The sequence below is a fragment of the Vibrio sp. 10N.222.54.A3 genome, assembly GCF_041474095.1.
Classification (GTDB): Bacteria; Pseudomonadota; Gammaproteobacteria; order Enterobacterales; family Vibrionaceae; genus Vibrio; species Vibrio crassostreae_C.
The window spans coordinates 77,098-89,950 of the sequence record NZ_JBFRTN010000074.1 but is presented as its reverse complement, the minus strand read 5'-3'; the positions used below and the strand labels follow the sequence as shown (position 1 = coordinate 89,950).

Here is a 12,853-nt window from a genome sequence, read left to right as displayed (position 1 = left end):
CTTTTCTCGACATGCTTTGCGTTAACCCACTCTCCGCTACCTTTTTTTGATACTGTCGATGGCGATATTGCCAACCTTGATCGCTATGTATAATTGGCTTTGAGTTGGGTTTAAGCTTTGATATGGCTTCCGTCAGCATATCCGTGACAAGCGGCAAGCAGGCATTTTTAGCCACTCTATAAGCAACCACTTCCTGAGTAAACAAGTCGACAACGGGAGACAAGTATACTTTCTGCTCTTTTACTTTGAACTCCGTGACATCAGTTACCCATTTTTCATCGGGTTGAGTCGCACTAAAATCTCTTTCAAGCACGTTAGGAGCTGCTGTTCCAGACTCTCCTCGATATGAACGATACTTTTTAATCCTGACCGTCGATTTAAGGTTGAGCTGAGCCATAAGCCTTTGAACCGTTTTGTGATTAAGCTCGAACCCCTGATTTTTTAGTTCCAAGTGAATTCGGCGGTAGCCGTATCGCCCCTTATGCTCATGATAAATTGACTTTATCAACCGCAGCTCACGTTCGTAGCTATTTGGGCGCTTGCTCGTTTGAGCCTGATAATAAAAGACACTTTTTGCCAGCTGTAGAGTGTGCAGTAAGTGCTTTAACGGGTATTTGCTTTTAAGAGTTAGAGCTATGACCGCTTTTTCTTTGTTCGACGGTTTTTTTCCTGCTCCAACTCTTCCAACTTTTTTAGAACGGCATTCTCGGTTCGTAAATAGACCAACTCCTCTTTTAGCTCCTCAAGTGTCATTTCATCATCAGGCTTAGTGGTACGTTGAGGTTGCTGTTTCATTGAGGGTCTTCCTTTCTGGCGCATTTTGAGCCCTTTGATACCGTGCTCATTAAATCGTTTGAGCCAGACAGAGAGTATCCCAGGGGATGAGAGGTTTAATACTGCGCTAGTGTGCGTGAGAGACCATTCATTCGTCCACATTAAATTCAATGCTTTTCGTTTTGTCTGCGCAGTAACCGCTTGGTTAGTTGGTAAAAATGAATCAGCACCATGGATGGCAAAGACTTGAGCCCAATACCGTATCTGTCTTGAAGAAATTGAATATTGTTTTGCTAAGTAGAGAGATGACGTGCCATCTAAGTATTGCCTAGCAATGATACATTTTAGCTCTCGGCTATATTTGGACATAAAAAGACCCCCAATAATTGGTGTCCAACTATTGGGGGTCAGTTCAATTGAGTTGGCTTTTTTCGTTTCTGAGCTTTATCTCTTACTAAACGTGTCTTCTAAAACAACCCTCAACTTCCTAAACACTAACCCGCTACTACAAATAACTAAGCGATCTAGCCCATTCAAACATCAGTGATCCCATACTTCTGCATGACGCTCACAAGCCAGATAAGCAGCGCAGCCTAAACAATGGGTCGATATATGTTCTTCGCATTCGTTCGCAATTATCTGTTTCTGCTGCAAAGTAACCTCAGGCTCCAATACGGGTTCAAAGAACTTTGTCATTACTCATTACATCCAAATAAAATCAGTTAGTTAGTCTCAGGTTAATCCAATCTTTAACTAAGATACATATCATTAGACGCAAAAAAGCCCCTGCTGATTTCTCAGCAGGGGCTTTCTATTATTTGGTGTTATTCCGAATAACTACATCCTATTGATGTTGAGTTAAATCCTGGAATTAACCTTGAATACCAACAATTAACCATGGTGCATTGTTAGTTGTTAGGTCACGCTCTAGATGCCAGATATCAGTGATATCTTCTTCAACGCCATCCGCTGTGTCACGGTAACGACCGCTAAACTGAAGGCTTAGCTGTGCTTTGCTACCATCGTGGTCTGCGCGAACGATTTCAGCATCAACGTACATTACGTCTGTGTGCTGATCACCTTCTAGCTTATTACGCTCAGCTTTTAGGTCTTCAAATAGGCTTGGAGATACGTATTCTTCAATCGTGTTTAGCTCATTGTGGTTCCATGCACCTTGCAGTGTACGGTAGTGCTCACGAGAACCGTTGATGAATGCCGCTTGATCAAAGCCCGGTGGGTAGTTATGTGGAACATCGCTTTGTGCACCAAAACCGAAGCCACCAGCAGTGCCTTGTGATTGAGGTTGTGCTTGCTCGAAGTTATGAACATTTGGTTGTTGCTTAGGTTGTTCAAACTTGTTCTGACCCATGCCGCCGAATGCTGGCTGTTGGCCACGTGCATTCTGCTGATTCATTGAGCCCTGCTTCGCACCCAACATTCCGCGTAGGAATTTAAACGCTAGGAAAGCAATCAGACCCATAATCAGAATATCCATGAACTGGATACCTTCAAATGCGCCACCAAAGAATGCAGCTAAAAGACCACCAGCAAGTAAACCACCTAGCAGACCGCCCATAAGGCCTTTCTTGCTAGAGTTAGCTGCTGTGTTCTTACCTGTTTGATCTTGACGGATCGAATTCGTGTTTTGTTGTTTTGGTGCTGGAGCCGTTTTAAAGCTTTTGCCAAATGACTTACCACCACCAAACTTTTTCGCTTCCGCGATTGGCGTCACCGCGACTGTTACCAACAGGATCGCGACTAGTGAGAAAAATCGTTTCATTATTATCCTTTATAGGTTTTTTATCTTTCGACACCTTAATCATACTCGTTAACAAAGAACAATGAAATATTCACGACGTTTACACATGTATCATAATATTGCGGCTATTAATTGATTACTAAACTAGTGAAGGGATTGACGGCACTCAAGGGCAGCATTAAAATATTGAACGATGTTCATTTAATAGAAAGTACCCATGGCAAGACGAAACGATCATACTCGCGAACAATTAGTGCAATTAACCTTAAAAACGGTAACCGACTTCTTAGAAGAGCACTCTTATCACGAGCTAAGTCTACGTAAAATCGCCAATATGATTGGTTATGTTCCAAGTACCTTGGTGAATGTATTCGGCAACTACAACCTATTGCTATTGCATGTTGTTGCTCAAACATTAGATGAACTGGCGTCAGAATCCGCTGCAGCTGTTGAACAATCGAGCAACCCTCAACAAGCTCTATTCAACCTTGCCTACTGCTACCACGATTTTGCACAGAGACACCCTCACCGTTGGCAACTTATCTTTGAGCACAACATGAACGGTGAAAACCTTCCTGAATGGCAATCGAACCGCATCGATAGAATGACAGGCATGCTAGAGCAGTTGCTAGTAGCGATTGCTCCTGAACATACGAAAAGCGAAGTCGTTAAAGCCAGCCGTGTATTATGGTCTGGAGTACACGGAATTACTCTACTTAGCGTTGATGATAAATTTTTCGCCTCTGAGCCTATTGATGGTAAAGAGCTGATCAATAACCTAGTCTCAAACTACTTAACCAACTGGTAATCATCCAAGGAAAGACAATGAACAACAGCAGCCAATCTTCGCTGTTAACGCAAAAAAGGTTCCTACCCTACTTTATTACCCAATTTCTAGGAGCCTTTAACGACAACATATTCAAAAATGTCCTGTTACTGTTTGTTGCTTTCGCAAGCGTAGACACGCTGCCTATTTCCACCAATCTATTCATTAATTTGGCCGCTGGCCTTTTTATTTTACCCTTCTTCCTATTCTCTGCTTTAGCCGGTGTACTGGCTGACAAATACGAAAAATCGTGGTTTATCCGTAAAGTTAAGCTCCTCGAAGTAGTGATCATGTCACTGGGTGCGGTCGGTTTTATCTACGAAAGCTACGGAATATTACTTCTGCTCCTGTTCCTTATGGGAACGCAGAGTGCTTTCTTTGGTCCGGTGAAGTATGCCCTGCTTCCACAGCAGTTAGAAACAAAAGAACTGGTATCTGGTAACGCTCTCGTCGAGACAGGTACATTCTTAGCGATCCTGATTGGTACTCTAGGCGCAGGCATCATTGCATCTGAAGAAGGCGCGAAGCTCATTGCTGCGGTGTGTATTGTTTCGTTCGCCGTGCTTGGCTATGTATCAAGCTGCTTTATCCCACAAGCGCCAAGTAATGCACCAGACCTTAAAGTAAAGTGTCAACCTGTAAAACTGACCCGCGCGACACTGGCGATTGCAAAAAAAGACCGCCCGACCTTTCAAGCACTGATGTCTATCAGCTGGTTCTGGTTCCTTGGTGCGGCTTACCTAACTCAGTTTCCCAACTTCACTAAACTGCATCTAAACGGCACTGAAAGCTCCGTCGCCTTTTTACTGGCACTATTCTCGGTAGGCATTGCAATCGGCTCTTTAGCTTGCGATAAGTTATCTAATCACCGAATTGAAATCGGCATCGTGCCAATGGGCAGCTTAGGTATCTCGATCTTCGGTCTTCTGATGGCGATATCCATCCCGGAGTCTTTGCCTGACTTTAGTTCTTTCCATCAATTCGTAACCTACTCAGAGCTGTGGCCACTGTTTGCTTACCTTCTGCTTCTGGGTATCTCTGGCGGTGTCTTTATTGTTCCTCTGTATTCACTGATGCAGTTACGTGCCAAGCCCGACGAGCGTGCCCAAGTGATTGCCGGGCTCAATATCTACAACTCACTGTTCATGGTGGGAAGTGCGGTATTAGGTATTGTTTGCCTTAGTGTTCTAGATCTTTCAATTCCGCAGCTGTTTATCTTGCTCGCAGTGGGCAACACTTTGGTGATGCTGTACCTGTTTTATCAGGTGCCTATCTACGCTTTCCGCTTCTTTACGTGGGTGGTCACTCACACCATGTACAGAGTTAAACATAAGAACTTACATCACCTGCCAGAAAAGGGCGGTGCGTTGATTGTCTGCAACCATGTGAGTTATATGGATGCACTGCTGCTGAGTGCGGTTTGCCCTCGCTTGATCCGTTTTGTGATGGAAGAGGATTACACCAAGTTGCCGCCAATTCGACGCTTCTTGAAAAGAGCTGGGGTGATTCCAATCTCCGCGACCAACCGCAACTCGATTCGAAACGCTTTCAAAGAAGTAGAGCGTGCCCTGCATGAAGGTCACATCGTGTGTATTTTCCCAGAAGGAAAGCTCACCTCTGATGGCGAAATGGCTGAGTTCATGCGTGGTATGGAGCTGATCATCAAACGTTCCCCTGTCCCAGTGATTCCTATGGCTCTTAAAGGATTATGGGGTAGCTACTTTAGTCGTTACAAAGGCCGTGCCTGCAAAGGGTTACCCACTCGCTTCTGGACTAAGCTAGAGATAGAAGCTGGCGAGCCGATTTCACCTAAACAAGCCTCTTGTGAAACGCTTCGACAGTCAGTCTCTGACCTTCGCGGATCATTACGCTAGTTAACCAGCCCTTTATTCATATCAGTTGAACAAGCGTTAAGTTTTCCTTAACGTTTGTTCAATTCATTTAGACTTACTTATCATTTTATTGAACGTATAGTGGTCTCATCACAATAACGCCACAACAAAACAAGACTCTAAATACAATGAACCTAAAAAAGTCCGTTCCATTTTATCTTGCTGCACTGTTTTGCTTAACGCCTTGGGTTAGCTCACCGACAGCCCTGGTTATCGGTTTCCTGCTTGCTAGTTTAGGATTAGTCCCTGAACACTTGGAAGTCGGCAAGCTTACCAAAAAGCTACTGGCCTACTCTATTGTTGGCTTGGGTTTTGGTATTCAGTTTGAAAAAGCATTAGCAGTAACAGGCGATGGTATTGGGCTCATTGTAACGACGATTATCGGTACATTAGTCATTGGTTGGTTCTTGGCGAAACAAATGGGGCTAGACCGCACTACGGGCTATCTTATATCTTCTGGTACCGCGATTTGTGGTGGTAGCGCGATAGCAGCAGTGGCACCCGCGATCAAAGCAGACGATGAACAGATTGGCTTGGCATTAGCCACCGTATTCGTGTTGAACTCGGTTGCTCTATTCTTATTCCCGATGATTGGTCACGCGCTTGAGCTCAGCCAACAAACATTTGGTACTTGGGCAGCGATAGCGATTCACGATACGTCTTCTGTAGTAGGTGCAGCTTCAGCGTATGGCGAAGAAGCACTGACGACAGCGACAACATTGAAGCTCGCTCGCGCACTTTGGATCATCCCAATCGCTTTAATTAGTGCGATGATCTTCAAGAACGATCAAAAGAAGATTACGGTTCCCTACTTCATTTTCTTCTATTGCGCCGCTATCGCGGTGAGTGACTTACTGCCACAATTTGAGATGGTCTATCAAGGAATCTTTGATGTGTCTAAGCGAGCACTGGTCGTGTGTTTGTTCTTAATTGGCTGTGGTATTTCAGTTGAGAAGTTAAAAGCGGCAGGGCCGAAACCACTGATGTTTGGTATTACAATGTGGGTCATGATCTCAACGGGTTCATTGGCGTGGTTAACTCTCGCTTAGCCCGCATAGAAACGCTTTAGATGATTGTCTGGTTACCTAGACACTCGGGTTAGCGAGCAGAAAAACAAAAAGGCAAAGCTCCAATGGGCTTTGCCTTTATCGTTTGTGGTAAGGGTATTCTTTGTTGTAACAATCACGAATCAAACAGGGGCTTATCACTCTTCTTGCTCTCTCTTTTCATTAAAACAAGTACCACAACCAACACAAATGCGGTGAGCTCAGCCAACGAACGAGTCAACCCTGACGAGATGATTGCTTGGCCTATCTGCAGTAAAACCGCAATGGTGAGGGCAATTTTCATAATAAGACCTTATTCTATAATCCGTTATTTATATGGCTTATTATGATGGATGGTTATAAAGATAATAAATTCTGTTTTGAACTATCTAATTGCTAAATTAACTAACCTAGCGCAACTGCCCTTCTAACCACTTAATAAAGGTTCTTACCTTAGGGCGTTTTTCCGTGCCTAGCGGGCAGATTAAGTCATACCCTTGGTCTGTATCCATGCTCGGATAAGGTGTTATCAGCTCACCAGTCTGAACATACTGCTTAACAAAATGATAGCGCCCCATCGCGACACCGATATTGCTGAGGGCACTTCTTACGCCCATATCCCGGTGGCTCACACAGTAAAATTGCTCAAACAAGTTCACATCTAAGCCGTGGTGTTTAATCCAACGCTGCCATACATCTGACCCTAGTGCATGAATGAAATTAATCCGGTGCAGCGATTCTAAGCCATCATCAAAGATGTCGTGTTCAGCCGCGTAACTCGGTGTACATACCGGAATATACTTTTCACCAAACAGGCGCTGTCGATGCATGTCTTTGAGATTTTCAGCACCATAGTAAATAGCGACATCGAGATGATTTTGATGAAAATCCTGCTCTTCTTGCGAGAAAATATTGAGATTAAACTTTGGGTATCGCTGTTTAAAATCAGCCAACCTCGGCAGTAACCAACTGTTGGCAAATGCAGGACTGGTACCGATATTGATCTGTCCATACAAGTCTGTGTTGGTAATGTCTTCGATCTCACCAAAAATAGAGCTTAACGACTTGGATAACGTTCGTTGAAAGCGCTGACCTTCTTCCGTTAGTTCCAATTTACGAGTCCCTCGCACAAACAAGTTAAATCCGAGTTCACCTTCTAACACTTTGATTCGATGGCTAACGGCTCCCTGAGTCAAATGCAACTTTCTAGCCGCTAGCGTAAAGCTCATTTTCTCTGCAGCAACATTAAAAGTATGAAGATTTCTAAGTAAAGATTGATGGTTAGCCATACGAACTCATGCATTAAAAATTTTAATTCATACTACTACCCGTTTCGTTTGTTTGCATCAAGAAATAAGTTTTTAATAACCGCAGTTACTTAAAATCCTGCCTCGATCAATATTTGACTCCATACGTTGACGAGCAGAAACATTAAAAAAATTAATTACAAACTTAGGGGCACATATGAATATACTCGGGTATATGCAAAAAGTAGGTAAGGCATTGATGGTTCCCGTAGCCACACTGCCAGCTGCAGCAATCCTTATGGGGATCGGCTATTGGTTGGATCCTGTTGGTTGGGGTTCTGAAAGTATCTTAGCCGCATTCTTGATCAAATCTGGTGGCGCGATCATCGACAACATGGCGGTTCTATTCGCGGTGGGTGTCGCATTTGGTTTGAGCCGTGATAAGAATGGTTCTGCGGCACTGTCTGGCTTTGTGATGTTCCTCGTCGTCACCACGCTACTTGCTCCGGGCTCTGTTGCTCAGTTAATGGATGTTGAACTCAGTGAAGTGCCTGCGGCATTTGGCAAAATCAGCAACCAATTCGTAGGTATCATTGTGGGTATCATCTCTGCTGAGATCTACAACCGCTACTCAACGGTTGAACTTCCTCAAGCTCTAGCGTTCTTCAGCGGTAAGCGTTTGGTTCCTATCCTGACCTCAATCGCAGGTATGGCTCTCTCTTTTGCTCTACTTTACATCTGGCCAGCTGTTTACGACGCTCTGATCGTTCTGGGTATTAAACTAGAAAGCATGGGTGCGGTGGGTGCTGGTCTGTTTGGTTTCTTCAACCGTTTGTTCCTATCAGTAGGTATGCACCACGCTCTTTACCCTGTGTTCTGGTTCGACGTTGTTGGTATTAACGACATTCCAAACTTCTTAGGCGGCGCGCAATCTATCGCTAACGGTACGGGTATTCCAGGTAAAACTGGCATGTACCAAGCGGGCTTCTTCCCTATCATGATGTTTGGCCTACCAGCAGCAGCATTGGCGATGTATCACTGTTCTGATGCGAAAAACAAAAACCAAGTATTCGCAATCATGCTTGCGGCAGCTATGGCTTCATTCTTCACGGGTATCACAGAGCCACTAGAATTCAGCTTCATGTTCCTAGCACCCGTGTTGTTCCTACTGCACGCAGTATTAACAGGCCTATCGCTTTACATTGCAGCAAGCATGGAATGGATGGCAGGCTTCGGCTTCTCTGCTGGTTTCGTTGACCTAGTACTATCAAGCCAAAACCCACTCGCGGTTAACTGGTACATGCTACTGGTTCAAGGTGTGGTGTTCTTCGCGCTTTACTACGGTATTTTCCGCTTCGCTATCATCAAGTTCAACCTACGTACTCCAGGTCGTGGTGAAGAGATGGAAGCAGAAAAAGAAACTGAAACGCCAGAAGCATTGGCTAACCTAACCAACAGCTACATTGAAGCGGTTGGCGGTGCAGACAACATTCTAGAAGTCGATAACTGTATTACTCGTCTACGCTTAACTGTGAAAGACTCAGGTGCAGCAGACAGCGAGAAACTGAAGAAACTCGGTGCGGCAGGTGTGGTACCGGTTGGGAAAGGTGGTCTACAAGTTATCATTGGTCTAGGTAAGGTAGATAAAGTCGCTGAACAAATGAAGAAGGCACTCGCTTAACGCCAAATCTTGAATGACACGATAAATAATTAGAATTTGTGACGGCTTCACCACCGTCACAACCCCCTGAAGCGCAATTACGACTAGTCACCGTGTATTGCGCTTCATTTTATTGCTCTTCGCTCTATTTAGAACGGGTCTGCTGTAACCACTGCGCCAATCCAGCGCGCGAAACCTTAATACCATGTTGTTCCTGCTGAGGCATTCGATAATACTCAATAGGAAATTTGAACCGTTCAAGACGACCAGTTAACTGCTCGATAAACCACTCTTTGGTTGGCAACTCAGCACAATCGACAATCGCTGCAGGTCGAAATCCGAACTCATCATCTTCAATGGGAACAATAAAAGCCTGATTAACCTCAGACAATTGATTGAGTACTCGCTCAATTTCTTCGCAATGAATGTTCTCACCACCAGAAATAAACTGGTTGTCGGCACGGCCAATAATCGACACTTGTTCGCCAAGCCACTCACCAAGATCTTTGCTATCAAACCAACCGCTCTTATCAACTAATGGCGTTAAGTTACCTTGATAGTAATACCCGGACGCGAGCGTCTCGCCACCAATAAAGATACGTTGTTCTTCAATTTTTAGCTGGCGATGGTTAAGGACAAAACCGGCGGTGCTGCCGGCATCAACGGGCTTCGCGGTCACGGTTGAAGCCGCTTCAGTCATGCCGTATCCAAGCCATGTTTCGATGCCCATTTGTTGAGCTTCGAGCCCAAGTGCTTCTGGTATATGACTACCACCCAAAAGTACATGCGTTAAAGTAAGTGCTTGCTTACTCTTTAACAATCGATGTAGTTGAGTAGCGACCAATGAAGCATGACTGCATTCTTCTATATCGGTTTCAAGCTGACCTGTGCCTATTTTGATGCAACCACCAGCCGCCAACCAACGATGAACTATCGCCAGCCCCGACACATGGTACATAGGTAAACTCAGTAACCACGTGTCACCTTGTTGATAACGAAACACCTCAAGCAGCCCTGACGCAGAGCATAGGTGCTGCTCAAGTGTATGAGCGACCGCTTTTGGGTTTCCGGTAGAACCTGAAGTGAATACGATGCTCGCTAGATTTTGCGGATTGAAATTGGATTCTTGAGGTGTCGTTATCTGCTCATCATCACCATCAAACTTCAGTTCACTTAGGCAAGGCAAGGTCACCAACTGAGTATTCAAATCGGCAGTCTCTGATTGCTCTATTCCGCTATTGCCCAAGAGCCAAAGGTAGCTCTGTTGATCTGCTTGATATAAGGAATCGAGCTTTTGCTTCAGGCGTAAACTAGGCTGAGGCATCGTAAACGCACAAACCACACCCAAATTGAGTGCGGCAAGATAAACAGGGATCACTTCAGCTTGATTCTTACCAACAATCGTCAGTACATCACCTTCAGATAGGCCTTGATGAGATAGCTGTTGTTGGTACTCACTAACCAACACAAACACTTGCTGCCAAGTATAAGTGCGGTGAGTGGTCACTAACGCTGGTTGAAGTGGGTTTTGCTGCGCCCACTTTACCCAGAGCGGGGGATGATTAGATTGTGGGCGCATCATATGATAACCAAAAATAGATTAAGAACTTGTTAAGCTAACTAAATAGCCATTCAAATAGCTCGGTCTAAGAAGACCAAATCAATTGTTGCTTTTCAAGCGTAGAGACAGGCAACTGACAGCCCGGCCAAGAAACCTCTAGCTGCTGCTTGAACAAGCCAATCGTATCCAACCCCGGCACTTCATTTGGCAAATATTGCTGCGCCAGACGAGCAATCTGAGTTAAGCCAAGGCTCGACTCAATGCTTGAGCTCAATACAGGTTTCATTCCAAGCTTCTGTGCTCGCTCAATGATTGCCACGCAACGCTCGACAGAACCAATAAGAGTTGGCTTGATCACGACTGCTTTAACACCAGTAAGGTCGCTAAGATCAAATTCCGGGCTGCGCACCGCTTCTTGCAGTGTCTCGTCCCACGCAATCGCCACACCATGGTCAATGGCAAAGGCCAAACTGTCTTCTGGCTTTTGGCAAGGCTCTTCGATAAAGCTTATACGCTGGCGCATTGACGGCGAAATGTATTTAATGAATTGCTTCGCTTTCTCTGGCTTCCACGCACGGTTGGCATCAAGTCTTAGAGTCAAATCAGGGATCGACTCAAGGAATAAGCTAACCAACATGCCATCGCGAATCGCTTCGTAGAGGCCGACTTTCACTTTCGCGACCTTCTCGCCTACCATCTCATTCAATACAGGAATCAGTTCATCTGGATCGCCTGTACACAAAGGCGCCGCTTGGTAGTTACCTTGAGCGTTAAGATCGCCTCGCAATTCCATCATCGCCATTGAAAAGCCAAACGCGACAGAAGGATACAGCTCGTCGAAAGGCGTTTGAGGCTTATTGTGGCTCCAAAGCTCTAATTCGTGTTGAAGCTGAATGCCAGCTTGTTCGGCATCTTCTTGGCTAAAACCGGGCAAAGGCGCAACTTCGCCAAAACCAGTTTTACCATCACACTCAAGTTGGATGATATAGCCAACACGTTCGTTCAACTTATTGTCACGAAGAACCACACCACTATCCATAGGTAATTGATAACGGTAAAGTTTAGCGTGACGCTGAGAATTCACTGAGTTCATAAAGTTTCCTAAAAAACGGGGAACATCAAAACAAAACGAGCCGCTATTAGCGACTCATTTTGAAGAGGAGAAAGACTATGGATTACGCGGGAACTTGTCGAAGTCCGGTCGACGTTTCTCGTTGAATGCGTTGCGGCCTTCTTGGCCTTCCTCTGTCATGTAGAACATCATGGTTGCGTTACCAGCCAACTCTTGTAAGCCTGCTTGACCATCACAGTCAGCGTTCAGTGCCGCTTTCAAGCAACGCAGTGCCATTGGGCTGTGTTGAAGCACTTCACGACACCAACGAACTGTCTCTTTTTCTAGGTCAGCAACAGGAACAACGGTGTTTACAAGGCCCATGTCCAGTGCTTCTTGTGCATCGTAGAAGCGGCACAAGAACCAGATTTCACGTGCTTTCTTTTGACCAACGATACGAGCCATGTAAGAAGCACCCCAACCGCCATCGAAAGAACCCACTTTAGGACCCGTCTGACCGAACTGCGCGTTTTCAGCTGCAATAGTAAGGTCTGCCATCATGTGAAGTACATGACCGCCACCGACTGCCCAACCCGATACCGCTGCGATAACTGGTTTTGGACAAGTACGAATTTGACGTTGGAAATCAAGTACATTCAAGTGGTGCGTACCTGAGTCATCTTGGTAACCGCCGTAGTCACCACGGATACTTTGGTCACCACCAGAACAGAACGCCTTCTCACCAAGACCAGTCAAAATGATTACGCCAACTTTCTCGTCATAACGAGCATCAGCCAGTGCATTGATCATCTCTTTTACGGTTTGTGGACGGAACGCATTGTGCACTTGAGGGCGAGCAATCGTGATTTTCGCAATACCGTCATCAGACTTGTGGTATTGAATATCTTCATATTGACTGCTTTCATCGCGCCAGTTAACGGCTGCGTAAAGTTCTTCTTCTGTGATGCCTACTGTTTTAGCCATGATGATTCCCATTGTTCTATTAGAGAGCGCGACTAGCGTAGAGTCGCGACGGT

At 45.2% G+C, this 12,853-nt stretch carries 12 protein-coding genes; 4 read left to right on the top strand and 8 right to left on the bottom strand.

The window, feature by feature from the left end; all coding sequences use genetic code 11:
• The 3 genes from AB4507_RS16170 to AB4507_RS16160 all read right to left on the bottom strand — a co-directional run.
• On the bottom strand, positions 1-637 hold a 637-nt coding region (locus tag AB4507_RS16170; protein WP_372182961.1), incomplete at its 3' end, for an IS3 family transposase.
• On the bottom strand, positions 634-1,143 hold the full coding sequence (locus AB4507_RS16165; protein ID WP_372083516.1) for a helix-turn-helix domain-containing protein: 510 nt from the start codon (positions 1,141-1,143) through the stop codon (positions 634-636). The genes AB4507_RS16170 and AB4507_RS16165, both read right to left, overlap by 4 nt.
• Positions 1,144-1,645: 502 nt before the next feature.
• Positions 1,646-2,554, bottom strand: a complete 909-nt coding sequence (locus AB4507_RS16160; protein ID WP_372182959.1) for a Tim44 domain-containing protein — start codon at positions 2,552-2,554, stop codon at positions 1,646-1,648.
• Between the two features lie 196 nt (positions 2,555-2,750).
• Between AB4507_RS16160 and AB4507_RS16155 the strand changes: the two genes are divergently transcribed.
• The 3 genes from AB4507_RS16155 to AB4507_RS16145 all read left to right on the top strand — a co-directional run bounded on the left by AB4507_RS16155 (position 2,751) and on the right by AB4507_RS16145 (position 6,300).
• A complete protein-coding gene (locus AB4507_RS16155) occupies positions 2,751-3,341 on the top strand; it encodes a TetR/AcrR family transcriptional regulator (RefSeq protein ID WP_017064073.1) in 591 nt (196 codons plus the stop codon).
• A gap of 17 nt (positions 3,342-3,358) precedes the next feature.
• Positions 3,359-5,233: an MFS transporter gene (locus AB4507_RS16150; RefSeq protein ID WP_372102835.1), complete on the top strand. Its 1,875-nt coding sequence runs from the start codon at positions 3,359-3,361 to the stop codon at positions 5,231-5,233.
• Positions 5,234-5,379: 146 nt separating this feature from the next.
• Positions 5,380-6,300, top strand: a complete 921-nt coding sequence (locus AB4507_RS16145; RefSeq protein ID WP_017060176.1) for a YeiH family protein — start codon at positions 5,380-5,382, stop codon at positions 6,298-6,300.
• Positions 6,301-6,433: 133 nt separating this feature from the next.
• Here the strand turns inward: AB4507_RS16145 and AB4507_RS16140 are convergent, their stop codons facing one another.
• Positions 6,434-6,601, bottom strand: coding sequence for a hypothetical protein (locus tag AB4507_RS16140; protein WP_017060175.1), 168 nt, complete (start codon positions 6,599-6,601; stop codon positions 6,434-6,436).
• 106 nt (positions 6,602-6,707) lie between these two features.
• On the bottom strand, positions 6,708-7,586 hold the full coding sequence (locus tag AB4507_RS16135; RefSeq protein WP_017064076.1) for a LysR substrate-binding domain-containing protein: 879 nt from the start codon (positions 7,584-7,586) through the stop codon (positions 6,708-6,710).
• Between the two features lie 193 nt (positions 7,587-7,779).
• On the opposite strand from AB4507_RS16135, the gene nagE reads away from it, so the two are divergent.
• Positions 7,780-9,225 (top strand): N-acetylglucosamine-specific PTS transporter subunit IIBC, encoded by a 1,446-nt coding sequence (nagE, locus tag AB4507_RS16130; protein WP_017064077.1) that lies wholly within the window; start codon positions 7,780-7,782, stop codon positions 9,223-9,225.
• Between the two features lie 124 nt (positions 9,226-9,349).
• On the opposite strand, the gene menE is transcribed toward nagE, so the two are convergent.
• The 3 genes from menE to menB form a co-directional block, all read right to left on the bottom strand.
• A complete protein-coding gene (gene menE, locus AB4507_RS16125) occupies positions 9,350-10,786 on the bottom strand; it encodes an o-succinylbenzoate--CoA ligase (protein WP_017060172.1) in 1,437 nt (478 codons plus the stop codon).
• A gap of 64 nt (positions 10,787-10,850) precedes the next feature.
• Positions 10,851-11,858: an o-succinylbenzoate synthase gene (gene menC / locus AB4507_RS16120; protein ID WP_017060171.1), complete on the bottom strand. Its 1,008-nt coding sequence runs from the start codon at positions 11,856-11,858 to the stop codon at positions 10,851-10,853.
• Between the two features lie 75 nt (positions 11,859-11,933).
• Positions 11,934-12,800: a 1,4-dihydroxy-2-naphthoyl-CoA synthase gene (gene menB, locus AB4507_RS16115; RefSeq protein WP_017064079.1), complete on the bottom strand. Its 867-nt coding sequence runs from the start codon at positions 12,798-12,800 to the stop codon at positions 11,934-11,936.
• Positions 12,801-12,853: the final 53 nt, after the last annotated feature.